This window comes from Pseudoxanthomonas sp. J31 (genome assembly GCF_000510725.1).
In the GTDB taxonomy this organism is placed as follows: Bacteria; Pseudomonadota; Gammaproteobacteria; order Xanthomonadales; family Xanthomonadaceae; genus Pseudoxanthomonas.
This window is the reverse complement of sequence record NZ_AZNZ01000002.1, coordinates 277,645-292,051: the sequence shown is the minus strand read 5'-3', so window position 1 is coordinate 292,051 and position 14,407 is coordinate 277,645. Positions and strand designations below refer to the sequence as shown.

11 protein-coding genes are annotated in these 14,407 nt (G+C 72.3%); 6 read left to right on the top strand and 5 right to left on the bottom strand.

Features of this window, described 5'->3' with window-relative positions; translation table 11 throughout:
• Positions 1-39: 39 nt before the first annotated feature.
• From PSEJ31_RS0104580 to PSEJ31_RS15665, 4 genes are all read left to right on the top strand, one after another.
• On the top strand, positions 40-1,590 hold the full coding sequence (locus PSEJ31_RS0104580; protein WP_156924925.1) for an N-acetylmuramoyl-L-alanine amidase: 1,551 nt from the start codon (positions 40-42) through the stop codon (positions 1,588-1,590).
• A gap of 84 nt (positions 1,591-1,674) precedes the next feature.
• A complete protein-coding gene (mutL, locus tag PSEJ31_RS0104575; RefSeq protein ID WP_019399887.1) occupies positions 1,675-3,519 on the top strand; it encodes a DNA mismatch repair endonuclease MutL in 1,845 nt (614 codons plus the stop codon).
• A complete protein-coding gene (locus PSEJ31_RS0104570) occupies positions 3,516-4,469 on the top strand; it encodes a DUF1684 domain-containing protein (RefSeq protein ID WP_051403648.1) in 954 nt (317 codons plus the stop codon). Before mutL ends, PSEJ31_RS0104570 begins: the two co-directional genes overlap by 4 nt.
• A gap of 14 nt (positions 4,470-4,483) precedes the next feature.
• On the top strand, positions 4,484-5,419 hold the full coding sequence (locus PSEJ31_RS15665) for a TraB/GumN family protein (protein WP_037034480.1): 936 nt from the start codon (positions 4,484-4,486) through the stop codon (positions 5,417-5,419).
• 15 nt (positions 5,420-5,434) lie between these two features.
• Here PSEJ31_RS15665 and rnfB read toward each other — a convergent pair whose 3' ends face one another.
• A complete protein-coding gene (gene rnfB / locus PSEJ31_RS15660) occupies positions 5,435-5,866 on the bottom strand; it encodes an Rnf electron transport complex subunit RnfB (protein ID WP_051403647.1) in 432 nt (143 codons plus the stop codon).
• Positions 5,867-5,964: 98 nt separating this feature from the next.
• Between rnfB and PSEJ31_RS0104555 the strand changes: the two genes are divergently transcribed.
• The gene (locus tag PSEJ31_RS0104555) at positions 5,965-6,429 is read left to right on the top strand and encodes a hypothetical protein (RefSeq protein ID WP_028914783.1); all 465 of its coding nucleotides are present in this window, start codon (positions 5,965-5,967) and stop codon (positions 6,427-6,429) included.
• A 9-nt stretch (positions 6,430-6,438) separates the two neighbouring features.
• On the opposite strand, the gene PSEJ31_RS0104550 is transcribed toward PSEJ31_RS0104555, so the two are convergent.
• The 4 genes from PSEJ31_RS0104550 to PSEJ31_RS0104535 form a co-directional block, all read right to left on the bottom strand.
• Positions 6,439-7,029, bottom strand: coding sequence for an HAD family hydrolase (locus tag PSEJ31_RS0104550; RefSeq protein WP_028914782.1), 591 nt, complete (start codon positions 7,027-7,029; stop codon positions 6,439-6,441).
• A 113-nt stretch (positions 7,030-7,142) separates the two neighbouring features.
• Entirely contained in the window at positions 7,143-9,251 is a 2,109-nt protein-coding gene (gene metG, locus PSEJ31_RS0104545) for a methionine--tRNA ligase (protein WP_028914781.1), read from the bottom strand.
• A 119-nt stretch (positions 9,252-9,370) separates the two neighbouring features.
• Positions 9,371-12,355 carry a TonB-dependent receptor gene (locus PSEJ31_RS0104540; protein ID WP_028914780.1) on the bottom strand — a complete coding sequence of 995 codons (2,985 nt, stop codon included), beginning with the start codon at positions 12,353-12,355 and terminating at the stop codon, positions 9,371-9,373.
• 247 nt (positions 12,356-12,602) lie between these two features.
• Complete coding sequence (locus PSEJ31_RS0104535; protein ID WP_019399895.1) at positions 12,603-13,043, bottom strand: DUF2147 domain-containing protein; 441 nt, start codon at positions 13,041-13,043, stop codon at positions 12,603-12,605.
• A gap of 214 nt (positions 13,044-13,257) precedes the next feature.
• Here PSEJ31_RS0104535 and apbC point away from each other — a divergent pair, with 214 nt between their 5' ends.
• Positions 13,258-14,328 carry an iron-sulfur cluster carrier protein ApbC gene (gene apbC, locus PSEJ31_RS0104530; RefSeq protein ID WP_232210971.1) on the top strand — a complete coding sequence of 357 codons (1,071 nt, stop codon included), beginning with the start codon at positions 13,258-13,260 and terminating at the stop codon, positions 14,326-14,328.
• The last annotated feature ends 79 nt before the right edge of the window (positions 14,329-14,407 follow it).

The following is a 14,407-nucleotide window of genomic DNA, read 5'->3' as shown; positions in this document are numbered from 1 at the left end:
CACTTGCAATGCACGCCGGCTGGTGATTGAATCCGGCCCATGTGCCACCTCCTCGCCCGGTTTGGCGTGCTGGCGGCGGGCCTCGTGCTCGCCGTGATCGGCTGCGTGGGCGATGCCCTGGCCGGCGAGGTGAAGGGCCTGAGCCTGCAGCAGGGGCCCACCGGAACCCGCGCCGAGGTGCAGCTGCACGGCGCCGGGCAGTTCAAGACCCTGAGCCTCAGCGGGCCGCACCGGCTGGTGCTGGACCTGCCCGAATCGCACGCCGCCGCGGGCCTGAAGCTGCCGGCCCCTGCCGGCCTGGTGACCAACGTGCGCACCGGGCAGCCGGTGCCCGGCACCTACCGCATCGTGTTCGAACTGGCCGCGCCGGTGGCCAGCCTGCCGGTGCGCGCCGAGCCCACGCCGGAAGGCGCGCGCCTGGTGATCGAATGGCCCGGCGACGGTCCGGTGACCCCGGCTACCGCTGCCAGCCCATCCGGGCCGGGGCCGGCCACGGTCGCCGCGGCTCCAGCCGCCACCGCTTCCGGTTCCGGCGACACGCCCGCGCCGGCCAGCGATGCGGCCGCGCGCGCCGAGGCCGCGCGTGCCACCGCGCTGCTGACCGCGCAGGTGGTGCAGGCCGGCCGCGCCAGCGAGCCGGTGCCGCAGCCGGCGCAGCCGGCACCGGCGGCGGTCTCGCCGCAGGCCATCCTCGAGGGCCGCGCCGGTGCGCTGGCCGGCACCCCGGCGCCTGCGACCACCACGCCGGCCACGCCCGCTACCGACAATGCCCCGCCGCCGGCCGCCACCCCGGCGCCCGCGCCGGTGCGCCCGGCGGTCAATGCCGCCGCCGCGCGTCCGCTGATCGTGGCCATCGACGCCGGCCACGGCGGCCAGGACCCGGGCGCGATCGGCCCCACCGGCAAGCGCGAGAAGGACGTGACCCTGGCCATGGCGCGCGAGCTGGCGCGCCAGATCGATGCCACCCCGGGCCTGAAGTCCTTCCTGGTGCGCGACAGCGACGTGTTCATCCCGCTGCCGATGCGCGCCCAGCGCGCGCGCGCGGCCAAGGCCGACATCTTCATCTCGATCCACGCCGACGCGGCCGAGAACCGCAACGCGCGCGGCTCCTCGGTCTACGTGCTGTCGACCAAGGGCGCTTCCTCGCAGCGCGCGCGCTGGCTGGCGGACAAGGAAAACGCCGCCGACCTGGTCGGCGGCGTGCGCCTGCAGCAGACCGAGGCGGTGCTGGCCAACGTGCTGCTGGACCTGGCCCAGAGCGGGCACATGCGCGCCTCCGAGGACGCGGCCCTGCACGTGCTCGGCGGCCTCAAGCGCGTGGGCAACAACCACAAGCCCAACATCGAGCGCGCCAACTTCGCCGTGCTGCGCACCTCGGACATGCCGGCGATGCTGGTGGAGACGGCCTTCATCTCCAATCCGGACGAGGAGAAGCGCCTCACCGACCCGGCGTTCCAGCGCAAGGTCGCCGGCGCGGTGCTGGAAGGCATCACCACCTATTTCAGCCGGCAGCCGCCGCCGGGCACGCTGTTCGCGATGCGCGCCGAGGCCGACCTGGCCGCGGCCGGCGGCGCGGGCGGCACGCCCTGATCCAAGCGCGGGCCGGCGCGCCGGCGGCGCGGCGGCTATCATCACGCCTGATCCTCCTGACGGCCTGCGCGCCGCCGTGATGCCGTGCCGATCCGACAGCTTCCCGACACCCTGATCAACCAGATTGCCGCCGGCGAGGTGGTCGAACGCCCGGCCTCGGTGGTCAAGGAACTGGTCGAGAACGCCCTCGACGCCGGCGCCACGCGCGTGGACATCGACCTGGAGGAGGGTGGCATCCGCCTGATCCGGATCCGCGACGACGGCGGTGGCATCCCGCCCGGGGAACTGCCGCTGGCGGTCAGCCGCCACGCCACCAGCAAGATCGCCTCGCTCGACGACCTGGAAGCGGTGGCCACCCTCGGCTTCCGCGGCGAGGCCCTGCCCTCGATCGCCTCGGTCAGCCGCTTCATGCTCGCCTCGCGCACCCGCGACGCCGAGCACGGCGCGGCGCTGCACGTGGACGGCGGCCAGATCGGCGAGGTGGTGCCCAAGGCGCACGCGCCGGGCACCACGGTGGAAGTGCGCGACCTGTTCTACAACGTGCCGGCGCGGCGCAAGTTCCTGCGCGCCGAGCGCACCGAGCTGGGCCACATCGAGGAATGGCTGCGCTCGCTGGCGCTGGCGCGCCCGGACGTGGAGCTGCGGGTGAGCCACAACGGCAAGCCCTCGCGCCGCTACCGCGCCGGCGACCTGGACGCGGCCGCGCGCCTGGGCGAGACCCTCGGCGACGACTTCGCGCGCAGCGCGCTGCGCATCGACCACAGCGGCGCCGGCCTGCGCCTGCACGGCTGGATCGCGCAGCCGCACTATTCGCGTGCCAGCGCCGACCAGCAGTACCTGTACGTCAACGGCCGCGCGGTGCGCGACCGCAACGTCGCCCACGCGGTGAAGCTGGCCTACCAGGACGTGCTCTACCACGGCCGCCAGCCGGCCTACGTGCTGTTCCTGGAGCTGGATCCGACCCGGGTGGACGTCAACGTGCACCCGGCCAAGCACGAGGTGCGCTTCCGCGACGCCCGCCTGATCCACGACTTCGTGTTCCGCACCCTGCAGGAGGCGCTGGCGCAGACCCGCGCCGGCATGGAGGCCGGCGTCGCCGCCGCCATGCCCGCCGGCCAGCCGGCCGCGGCCTGGGGCGGCGCCGCGCCCGCTGCCGCACCGGCCGTGAGCGATGGCGGTGCCCGCCCGTTCGTGCCGTGGACGCCGGCGCCACAGCCGCTGGGCCTGCGCGTGGACGAGGCGGTGGGCGCGTACGCGGCGCTGTACGGACAGGCGGACGGGGCCACGCCGGCCGCGCCGCCGCTGCCACGCCAGGACCAGGCCCTGCCCGAGGGCAGCGGCGAGATCCCGCCGCTGGGCTACGCGATCGCGCAGCTGCACGGCATCTACATCCTGGCCGAGAACGCCGACGGCCTGGTGGTGGTGGACATGCATGCCGCCCACGAACGCATCGGCTACGAGCGCCTGAAGGCCGCGCACGACGGCATGGGCCTGCGCGCGCAGCCACTGCTGGTGCCGCTGTCGCTGGCGGTGGGCGAGCGCGACGCCGACGTCGCCGAGTGCGAGGCGCAGACCCTGGCCGAGCTGGGCTTCGAGGTCACCCGCAGCGGCCCGCAGACCCTGGCCGTGCGCAGCGTGCCGGCGCTGCTTGCGCATGCCGATCCGGAAGCGCTGCTGCGCGACGTCCTGGCCGACCTGCGCGAGCACGGTGCCACCCGCCGCGTGGCCGCCGCGCGCGACGAGCTGCTTTCGACCATGGCTTGCCATGGCGCGGTGCGCGCCAACCGGCGCCTGACCATTCCGGAAATGAACGCCCTGCTGCGCGACATGGAAGCCACCGAGCGCTCCGGGCAGTGCAACCACGGGCGCCCGACCTGGGCGCGATTCACGCTGGGGGAAATCGATCGATGGTTCCTGAGGGGAAGATGAGGGCCCTGCGCGCCATGGGGATGGCGGCGCTGCTGGCGGCGCTGGCCGGCTGCGGCGGCGAGGCGGGCAGCGACGATATCTCCGCCGAGGCCGAGCGCGCGGCCGCCGCGGCGGTGTTCCAGGCCGGGCAGGAGGCCTGGCGCCGGGAGCGCGAGCAGGAGCTGCTGCGGCCGGACGGCTGGACCAGCCTGGTCGGCCTGCACTGGCTGGAGCTGAAGGCGCACTACATCGGCAGCGGCGAACGCATCGCCAGCAACATGCGCCTGGCCTTCGGCCCGGAGCGCATGGGCCTGGTCACCCGCGACGACGACGGCCGCTACTGGTTCACCCCGGAGCAGGGCGTGGAGCTGACCCTCAACGGCGAGCCGCTGCGGGGCAAGGTGCGGCTTTACAGCGACCATGACCCGGAGAAGGCGGTGATCGGCTTCGACGGCGACAAGGGCAGGCTGACCCTGGTCCAGCGCGGCAACCGCCATGCCCTGCGCGTGCGCCACGCCGACGCGCCCACCCGGGTGGGCTTTGCCGGGCTGCAGTACTGGCCGGCCGATCCGGCCTGGCGGATCGAGGCGCGCTTCGTGCCGCATCCGCCGGGCAAGACCCTGCCGATCGCCGACATCGTCGGCACCCGCAACGACTCGCCCAATCCCGGCTACGTCGAGTTCGAGCGCGACGGCCGCAGCTTCCGCCTGGAGGCGCTGGGCGGGCCGGAGGAAGGCCTGTTCTTCGTGCTGGCCGACCGCACCAGCGGCCACGGCAGCTATCCGGCCGGACGCTTCCTCGACGCCGACTGGCCGGGCGAGGACGGCAAGGTGGTGCTGGACTTCAACCGCGCCTACAACCCGCCGTGCGCGTTCACCCTGTTTGCGACCTGCCCGCTGCCACCGCCGGAGAACCGCCTGGACCTGGCCATCACCGCCGGCGAGAAGAACTACACCGGGAACGTGCACTGACCCCGGGAGCGCCGATGCACGCCCTGTTTCCCCGCGCCTGCGGCCCGTCCCGTCGCTTCGCCCGCCTGGCGGTACTGCTGCTGGGGCTGCTGCTGACGCTGCCGGTGCTGGCCGCGCCGCCGGTGCCGCTGCTGTGGAAGGTCTCCGACGCGGACAATTCCGTGTACCTGCTGGGCTCGTTCCACATGCTGCGCCCCGGCGACGAGGTGCTGGCCGCCGAGGTCGAGGACGCCTTCGCCGCCGCCGACGCACTGGTGTTCGAACTGGCGCCGGACGAGGCGACCTCGCCCACGCTTGCGGCCGCCATGCTGCGGGCCGCGCTGCGCAAGCGCCCGGGCACGCTGCAGGACGACCTGGGGCCGGCGCTGTGGGCGCGGATGCAGGCGCACGCCGCCGCCACCGGCCTGCCGCTGGCGCAGCTGTCCGGGGTCGAGCCGTGGTTCCTGGGGCTCACCCTGGCGATCGGGCAGCTGCAGCGGATGGGCTTCGACCCGGCGCTGGGCCTGGACCGGCAGCTGATGCAGGCCGCCGCCAGTGCCGGCAAGCCGGCGTCCGGGCTGGAGCGGGCGGCCGACCAGATCGCGGTGCTGGCCGGGATGCCGCTGGCCACCCAGGTGCAGATGCTGGACCAGTCCCTGGCGCAGGCCGAGGCCGGGGACGAGGCCATCGAGACCATGTACCGCACCTGGCGCCGCGGCGATGCCGAGGGCCTGTGGCGGCTGCTGGGCGAGGACCTGCGGCGCCAGTACCCGGAGCTGTACCGGCACATCAACGTGGCCCGCAACGAGGCCTGGCTGCCGCAGATCCGGCAACGCCTGGAGCGGGGCCAGGGCGACGTGCTGGTGGTGGTCGGCGCGCTGCACTTGCTGGGCAGCGACGGCCTGGTCGAGCGCCTGCGCGCGCAGGGGTACCGGGTCGAGCGCGTGTGCCGCGCCTGCGCCGGCCGCTAGCGTTCCGCGCCGGCCTCAGGCGGCCGGCGCCGGCTCCATCACGATGCAGTCCACCGGGCAGGCGGGCACGCACAGCTCGCAGCCGGTGCACAGTGGATCCAGCACCACGTGCATCAGCTTCGGGCCGCCGATGATGGCGTCCACCGGGCAGGCCTGGATGCACTTGGTGCAACCGATGCAGTCCGCCTCCACCACCACCGCCACCGCCACCGCCGGCGGCTTGCACTGGCCGCGGCTGCGGTCGTAGGGCACGGGCGGCACGCCCAGCACCCGCGCCAGCGCACGCGCGCCCTCGTCGCCGCCGGGCGGGCAATGGTCCGGTCCGGCCTGGCCGGTGGCCATGGCCTCGGCGTACGGGCGGCAGCCGGGATAGCCGCACTGGCCGCACTGGGTCTGCGGCAGCAGGCGGTCGAGGCGTTCGACCAGGGGCGGAAGCGGAGCGGACATGCGCGGGCGATGCGGCGGGCCGGCCATTATCGCCGCTGCGCCGCCTGTACACACGCGCCGCGGCGCCGCATGCTGCGTGCACGAGAGGAGGGCAACCGATGTCCTGGAAACGGATCTGGCCGGTGGCGGCGCTGCTGGCGGCCGCGCCGCTGGCCGCACAGCCGCCGGCCCACGCGGCGCACGCGGTGGCGGTGCAGGCCTACACGGCGCCGGTGGCGCCGGACATCCAGGCGCCGGAGCTGCGCGAACTGGAACCGGTGCTGCGCGAGGCCCTGGCCGGCGCGCCGGACTTCGCCGGCGACCAGGTGCTGGTGCAATGGGGTTGCGGCACCGACTGCCTGCGGCTGCTGGCCGCCGACCGCGGCAGCGGGCGGCTGGTGCAGTTGCCGGGCGCGGCCTGCTGCTGGGCGGGCGAGGGCGAGATGCTGGACTACCGCGCCGACAGCCGCCTGCTGGTGGTCAGCGGCCGGCTCGGGGACGGCCCTGGCCATGGCCGCCACTACTTCGTGTTCGAACACGGGCGCTTCGTGCCGGTGTTCTTCGAGCCTGTGCCGGCCGACTGATCCGGCGCCTCAGGCGATGCGCCGGCCGCGCCACCAGCGTTCGTGCGCCAGCGCCAGCATCGCCTGGTCCTCGCGGCTGTCGCCGTAGGCGTGGATGCGCGCGTAGCGCGACAGGTCGTAGCGGGCGCGGATGTCGGCTGCCTTGTGCGCGCCGCGGTCGCCGCCGGCGTAGCGGCCGGTCAGGCGGCCATCGACGCTTTCCAGGCGGTTGCAGACCAGCTCCAGCCCGTGCCGTCGGCACCACGGCGCCAGGTAGGCGTCGAGCGAGCCGGAGACGATCACCACGGTATGCCCGCGGGCGCGGTGCGCGGCGATGCGTTGCATCATCTCCGGCCGCAGCAGGCCCGGCAGTTCGCGCTCGGCGTAGTCGGCGCCGGCGGCGCGGACCCAGGCAGCGTCGCGCCCGGCGAATGCCTTGCGGGTGGCCCGCACGCGCAGCGCCGAGGCCGACACCAGGCCCAGCCGGTAGCCGGCCACCCAGGGGCCGATGGTCCAGCGCGCCCGTGCCAGCTGCCCTGGTGTGGCCAGGCGGCGCAGGAAGCGGCCGTAGGTATCGCAGGTGGTGACGGTGTGGTCGAAGTCGACCAGGGCCAGTTCCATCGGCCTCCCTCGCGTCCCTTGCATGGGGCGGCGCGGGCCGCCGTTGCGGGTGCCGCCGTTGCCGCGCCCGCGGATGGGCCTGCGCCACCGGGCGGCGCAGGCCGCAGTGCGGATCAGCGCACCGGCATGCCGGCCTGGGCGCCTTCGTCGGCGTCCAGCAGGGCCAGCGCACCGCCGTCGAAGCCGGCCGACAGGATCATGCCCTCGCTGATGCCGAAGCGCATCTTGCGCGGGGCCAGGTTGGCGATGAACACGACGTTGCGGCCGACCAGCTTCTCCGGTTCGCCGTAGCTGGCGCGGATGCCGGAGAAGATCTGGCGCTGGCCCAGCTCGCCGGCGTCCAGCAGGAAGCGCAGCAGCTTGTCCGAGCCTTCCACGAAGCCGCACTCCAGCACCTTGCCGATGCGCAGGTCGAGCTTGGCGAAGTCCTCGATGCCGATGTACTGCGGCGCGCTGGCCGCCGGCGCGGCGTCCTTCTTCGCCTCGGCCTTCTTTTCCGGCTGGGCGGGGGCGGCGGGAGCGGCGGCGAGGGTGTCCTTGGAGGCTTCGGTCATGGCGTCGATCAGCTTGGGGTCGATACGGGTGAACAGGGGGGTGTAGGCGGCCAGGGTGCGGCCGGCCAGCTCGGTGCGGCGGTCCAGCGCCAGCTCCGTGCCCAGCCAGGCCTCGACCCGGGCGATGGTGGCCGGCACGATCGGCTTGAGCACGCCGGCGATGTCGGCGAAGGCCTGCAGCGCGGTGCCCAGCACCAGGTGCAGGTCGGCGCGGCGTGCCGGGTCCTTGGCCAGCGCCCACGGCGCGGTGCGCGCGATGTACTCGTTGGCCAGGTCGGCCGCGGCCATGGCGTTGCGGGCCACGGCGGCGAAGTTGTCGTGCTGGTACAGCTCCGGCGCGCCGGCCAGCGCCTCGCGCACCTGGGCCAGCAGCTGCGCGGCGTCCTGCGCCCAGCCCTCGCTGGTGCCGGCGTCCGCGCCGGGCGCGGGCAGCTGGTTGCCGAAGTGCACGTCCAGCAGCTTGGCGCAGCGGCTTGCGATGTTGACGAACTTGCCGACCAGGTCGCTGTTCACGCGGGCGACGAAGTCGGACAGGTTGAGGTCCAGGTCGTCCACGCCGCCGGAGGACTTGGCCGCGAAGTAGTAGCGCAGCGCGTCCGGGTCCAGGCCCACGTCCAGGTAGGTGCGGGCCATGATGAAGGTGCCGCGCGACTTGGACATCTTGGCCCCGTCCACGGTCAGGTAGCCGTTGACGTGCAGGCGGTCGGGCTTGCGCAGGCCGTTGCCGTGCAGCACCGCCGGCCAGAACAGGCCGTGGAAGTTGACGATGTCCTTGCCGATGAAGTGGTGCAGCTCGGCGTGGTCGCCCGGCTGCAGCAGCCGCTCCATGGCCGCCTCGTCGAAGCCGCCGGCCTTGCCGCTGCGGGCCAGGGCCAGCAGGCTGGAGAAGTAGCCGATCGGCGCGTCCAGCCACACGTAGAAGTACTTGCCGGGGTGGCCGGGGATCTCGAAGCCGAAGTAGGGTGCGTCGCGGGAGATGTCCCAGTCGCGCAGGCCGCCTTCACCGTCGATCCACTCGGCCAGCTTGGCCTTGACCCCGGGCAGGGCCACGTCGCCGGCCAGCCACTCGCGCAACACCTCGGTGTACTGGCCCAGGCGGAAGAAGAAGTGCTCGGAGGCACGCAGCTCCGGGGTGGCGCCGGACACGGCCGAGCGCGGGTCGATCAGGTCGGTGGGGCCGTAGGTGGCGCCGCAGACCTCGCAGTTGTCGCCGTACTGGTCCGGGGACTTGCAGCGCGGGCAGGTGCCCTTGACGTAGCGGTCGGGCAGGAACATCTGCTTGACCGGGTCGTACAGCTGCTCGATCGAGCGGCGCTCGATGCTGCCGCGCGCCTCCAGGGCGGCGTAGAAACGCCCGGTCAACTCGCGGTTCTCCTCCGAATGGGTGGAGTGGTACCAGTCGAAGGCCACGCCGAAGGCGTCGAAGTCGCGCTCGTGCTCGGCCTTGATCCGGGCGATGAAGGCCTCCGGGGTGACCCCGGCCTTCTCCGCCGCCAGCATGATCGGGGTGCCGTGGGTGTCGTCGGCGCAGACGTAGTACACCGCGTCCCCGCGCATGCGCCGCGCCCGGACCCAGATGTCGGCCTGGATGTAGCCGACCAGGTGGCCCAGGTGCAGCGGGCCGTTGGCGTAGGGCAGGGCGTTGGTGACGAGGACGGAGCGGGACATGGCGGTCGGTGGGGAAAGGGACCGCCGATTATCGCATGGCGGGCGCTCCGGGCCCGCCGGGCGGCTGCCGGCGCCCCGGCGCACGGGCCCGGCGGGGCCGGGCCCGTGCGCGGCGGCGCTCAGAAGCGGTAGGTCGCGCCCATGTAGAAGAACCGGCCGATGCTGTCGTAGTTGGCGCTGCCGATGTCGGCGCCGAAGTAGTTCAGCGGCGGGTCCTTGTCCGAGGCGTTGTCGATGCCGAGGTACACGTTCAGCTCGCTCTCCGGGAAGGTGTAGCCCAGCCGGAGGTTGTGGTAGGTGTACGAGCCATTCATGATCGGCCTGGCCGAGCCCGGGTTGGCGTTGTAGCTCTTGGGCTGGACCCGCAGGTTGCCGTCGACGTACTTCATGTTCCAGCTGGCGCTCCAGTTGCCGAACTCGAAGCTGTTGTCCAGCGTGGCGCGCCAGCGCGGGTCGGTGTAGTAGGTGACGTTCTCGTCGAACTCGTCCGGGAAGTCCTGGAACTGCCACTCCCGCGACTGCAGCAGGCGGGTGCCGACGAAGCGCGAGACCGCGCTGGCGCCGAACAGGTTGTAGCGGTAGTCGATCTCCAGGTCCACGCCGACCCGGCGCGACTTGGCCAGGTTCTCGTTCAGCGCCACCCAGCGGGTGATCGAGTAGGCCGGGAAGTCGCGGCCCTGCGGGTCGACGTAGCCGCCCACCGGGGCGCGGGTGATCATGGCGCAGAACTGGTTGCCGATGCCGCCGGGCGAGTCGACGCAGCGGGTGGCCAGGGTCTGCGCGTTGACCGCGCCGATCGCGTCCTTGAGGGTGATGTTCCAGTAGTCCACCGACACGCCCAGCCCGTTGATGAAGTCCGGCTGCCATACCAGGCCCAGGGTCCAGCTGCGGGCGCGCTCTTCCTCCAGGTCCGGGTTGCCGCCGCTCACGCCCGGCCGGCTGGCACTGAAGGTGTCGATCCAGCCTTCCGGGATGCCCAGCGCGCTGCAATTGGCCACGCGCAGGGCGCGGTCCTCGGCGGTATCCGGGCGGTTGGGGTTGGTGGGCTGGTAGTTGCAGGGGTCGTTGATGGTCGCGAAGTTCTCCGACTGCGGGTTGTACAGCTCGCCGATGCTCGGCGCGCGCACCGCCCGCGCCAAGGTGCCGCGGAAGCGCAGGGTGTCGATGATTTCCCAGTTCAGGCCGATGTTCCAGGCCAGGGTCTCGCCGATGCTGCTGTAGTCGGAGTGGCGCGCCGCCAGGTCCAGGGACATGTTGTAGATGCCGGGCAGGTCGGCCAGCAGCGGGATGGTGGTCTCGGCGAACACCTCGGTGACGTCGTACTCGCCGCCGCGGCTGGGGATGGCGTTGAGGAAGGTCAGGCCCAGCGCGGCCAGCGGGTCGGTGTTCTCCTGGCTCTTCTCCTTGCGGTACTCCACGCCCGCGGCGAAGCCCACGTCGCCGGCCGGCAGCGAGAACAGCCGGCTGTTGGCCACCGAGGCCGCCACCACGTTCTGCTCCAGGGTCGAGGAATTGAGCGAGGTGGTGTTGAACCAGGCGATCGCCTCGGGCGTGCGCGCCACCGCGCCGTCGCCGAACACGCTGAACGGGATGCAGCCGTTGCTGGCGAAGCTGGAGTAGCGCGTGCCGGTGTGCGGGTTGACCGCGTCCTCGTCGATGCTGGCGCGGCAGACGATGTTGCCGTTCTCGTCGCGCACCGCGTCCAGGCCGGCGTGCCAGCGCTCGTTGATGCGGTTGTTGAGGTTGCGGCGGTCGATCTTGGACTGGCCGTAGTTGACCGATGCCTCGTAGGTCCAGTCCTCGCCGAGGTTGCCCTCGAAGCCGAACACCGCGCGCACGGTCTGGCGGTCCACGTCCTCGCCGCGCCGGCCGGCGTCGACGTTGAAGCGGGTGACCTGCAGCTGGGTCAGGCCGTTGGCGTCCATCAGCGCGCCCAGCTCGGGCGAGATGAAGGCGTTGTCGCGGCGGATGCGGATCGGCTGGTCGAACGCCGGCTGGCCGTAGAAGTTCGACTCGGTCTTGCTGTACTTGCCCTCGAAGAACATGCGGTGGTTCTCGTTGAGCTCGAAGTTCAGCTGGAAGTTGGCGCTGAAGCGGTCGAACGCCGGCTCCAGGTCGGCCACCGCGTTGAGGTCGGCGAAATCGCAGTCCACGCATGAGGTCGGGCTGACCACCACGCCGTCGTAGCGGGCGCGGCGGAACGTGCCGTCCGGGTTGAACAGGTAGCGGTTGGTCGGGTTGTTGACGTTGAAGCTGCCGATGGTGAACACGCCGCCGTAGGAGATTGAGTGGTTGCCGCCGGGCCTGGCGAACACGTTCTGCGGGTTGCGCTGGCTGGGCGGCTGGCTGGGGTCGAAGTCCGGGTTGGGCACCGAGACCATGAAGCGCCGCCCGATCTCGCGGTCGCCGCGGCCGAAGCGGTCCTGGGTGCTGTACTCGAGCGAGAAGGCCGCGTTGCCGCGGTCGTCGGCGAAGTTCTTGCCGGCGGTGAAGCTGACGAAGGAGCGGTCGAAGCTGCCTTCGTCGGCCATGCCGTGCTGGCCGCGCAACTCCATGCCCTCGAAGTCCTTCTTGAGGATGAAGTTGACCACGCCGGCCACCGCATCGGCGCCGTACACGCCCGACACGCCGCCGGTCATCACCTCCACGCGCTCGATCCATTCCACCGGGATGGTGTTGACGTCGACCGCGGTGGAGCCGGGGCTGGCACCCACGTGGCGGCGGCCGTTGACCAGCACCAGGGTGCGGGACGTGCCCATGCCGCGCAGGTCCAGCAGGCCGAGGCCCGCGGTGCCGATGAAGCGGGTGGAATTGCCCAGGGTGTAGGTGGGCGACAGCGCCGGCATCCGCGCCATCAGGTCGCCGATGTTGGTGGCGCCGGTGCCGCGGATTTCCTCGGCGGTGACCGCGGTCACCGGGGCGGGGGTGATGAAGCCGGTGCGGGCGATGCGCGAGCCGGTGACGATCACCTGGTCCAGCTGGGTGGGTGCGCCGTCCTGGGACCCGGATTCCTGGGCGAGGGCGGGACTGGCGAGGGGTGCGAGCAATGCCATCACCAGGGCAGCGGTGAGGCGGTTGCGGGGGATGACGATCCTGTCATTCATACGGCCACCTGCGCTTTGGGGGACGCCGGAATGCTAGGACCTTCAGGAAAAAATAATTGTTGAGTTATTCGTTATTTCAGAAGTTTTTTTCTATCGGGTAAATGCCGACCGATTTGCATTGTATATACGTAAGTCCCTGATTATCCCGGAAATATGCATACGTATGGGAATTGTGCAGGCGCCGTGAAAAAGAAGGGGCGCCATCATGGCGCCCCTTCACGGATCCTGTGCCTTGCTTAATGCGGCGTCACTCGCGGATCCAGGTCTGCGACTTGCAGATGAAGGCGACGCAGCCGGAAACCTCCAGCTTCCTGCCGCCGTCGATCAGGGCCAGCTTGGACTTGTACACCTTGCCCTCGTCGGGCTTGAGGATGGTGCCGCCGGAATACTTGCCGCCGCCGTCGGCCTTCATCCCGCGGATGATCTCCATGCCGGTGATCGGCTTGCCCTTGCGGTCGTCGCTGCACTTGTCGCAGGTCGGGTTGGGGCGGCTGGGGTTGATCAGTTCGACGATCCGGCCGCTGAAGCTGCCGTCGGCGGCCTGGGTGATCTCGACGTAGGACTTGGGCTTGCCGGTCTCGCCGTCGATGGTCTTCCAGCGGCCGACGACCGGATCGGCGGCCGCGGCGGTCATCGAGGCCAGGGCCAGAAGCGGCAGGGCGAGGCCGGCCAGCAGGGTCTTGCGCATGTTTTCCTCCCGGATGCAGATGGCCTGCCGGATGCGGCGGGCCTGGCCTCTTATACCAGCATCCGCCCCCGTACGGCTGACCGGATGCGGACGCTGCGTGGCGCCGCCGGGGGGCAGCCAAGCGGCGCGCATTCTTGTACCGTGGCGCGCTCAACCGATATCGAGCCGGTCGCCCGCGCCACCCGGGGCGGGGCCGGCCTGGCGTGACCTACACATGACTGCTGCTTCCCCCCTCCAAGACATCCTCGCCATCCTGGAAGACCCGGCCGGCGGCGGCCCGCTCGGTGCGGCCGTGCGTTGGGACGCGCGCCCGGGCGGCCGCGGCGCCCAGGTCCAGGGCACCACCGGATTCCCGTTTTCCGCCGCCTGGGCGGCCCAGCTGCAGGCGCGCGCCGAGGCGGCCCTGGCCGCCGCCGGCCAGGCGCTGGAAACGTTCGAACTGCGCCCGCGGATCGCCGCCCACGCGGTGCAGGGCGGGCTGGCCCCGCATCCGCGCATCCGCAACGTGGTCGCGGTCGGCTCGGGCAAGGGCGGCGTCGGCAAGTCGACCACCGCGGTGAACCTGGCGCTGGCGCTGCAGAGGCTCGGCGCGCGCGTCGGCGTGCTCGACGCCGACGTGTACGGCCCCAGCGTGCCGGCCATGCTGGGCCTGTCCGGGCGGCCGGAGAGCCCGGATGGCAAGTCGATCGAGCCGATGCGCGCGTTCGGCATCGAGGCCATGTCCATCGGCCTGCTGGTCGAGCAGGACACGCCCATGATCTGGCGCGGGCCGATGGCCACCTCGGCGCTGATGCAGCTGTTCACCGACACCCTGTGGGGCGACCTGGACTACCTGGTGGTCGACCTGCCGCCGGGCACCGGCGACATCCAGCTGACCCTGGCGCAGAAGATCCCGGTGGCCGGTGCGGTGGTGGTGACCACGCCGCAGGAGATCGCCACCCTGGACGCGCGCAAGGCCGTGGCCATGTTCAACAAGGTCGAGGTGCCGGTGCTGGGCATCGTCGAGAACATGGCCATGCACGTGTGCAGCAACTGCGGCCACGTCGAGCACGTGTTCGGCCACGGCGGGGCGCAGGCCATGGCCGAGCGCTACGGCGTGCCGCTGCTGGGCTCGCTGCCGCTGGACCTGCGCATCCGCGAGCAGGGCGACGCCGGCGCGCCGGTGGTGGTGGCCGCGCCGGACGCGGCTCCGGCCCAGGCCTACCTGGCCGCGGCGCAGGCGCTGGCCACCGCGCTGGCCCGGCGCCCGCGCGCCTCGATTCCGATCGCGGCCCGGCTGGCCTGACGCCCCGGTCCGCGCTTCCCCCCGCCGCGGCGGGAGGCCCGGCCAGGCGCGGGTACACGCGGCCCGGCCGGCCCCCTAC

Coding starts and splice junctions, on each gene's coding strand:
- PSEJ31_RS0104580 (WP_156924925.1), top strand. CDS start 40: ATGTGCCACCTCCTCGCCCGGTTTGGCGTGCTGGCGGCGGGCCTCGTG.
- PSEJ31_RS0104570 (WP_051403648.1), top strand. CDS start 3,516: ATGAGGGCCCTGCGCGCCATGGGGATGGCGGCGCTGCTGGCGGCGCTG.
- PSEJ31_RS15665 (WP_037034480.1), top strand. CDS start 4,484: ATGCACGCCCTGTTTCCCCGCGCCTGCGGCCCGTCCCGTCGCTTCGCC.
- rnfB (WP_051403647.1), bottom strand. CDS start 5,866: ATGTCCGCTCCGCTTCCGCCCCTGGTCGAACGCCTCGACCGCCTGCTG.
- PSEJ31_RS0104555 (WP_028914783.1), top strand. CDS start 5,965: ATGTCCTGGAAACGGATCTGGCCGGTGGCGGCGCTGCTGGCGGCCGCG.
- PSEJ31_RS0104550 (WP_028914782.1), bottom strand. CDS start 7,029: ATGGAACTGGCCCTGGTCGACTTCGACCACACCGTCACCACCTGCGAT.
- metG (WP_028914781.1), bottom strand. CDS start 9,251: ATGTCCCGCTCCGTCCTCGTCACCAACGCCCTGCCCTACGCCAACGGC.
- PSEJ31_RS0104540 (WP_028914780.1), bottom strand. CDS start 12,355: ATGAATGACAGGATCGTCATCCCCCGCAACCGCCTCACCGCTGCCCTG.
- PSEJ31_RS0104535 (WP_019399895.1), bottom strand. CDS start 13,043: ATGCGCAAGACCCTGCTGGCCGGCCTCGCCCTGCCGCTTCTGGCCCTG.
- apbC (WP_232210971.1), top strand. CDS start 13,258: ATGACTGCTGCTTCCCCCCTCCAAGACATCCTCGCCATCCTGGAAGAC.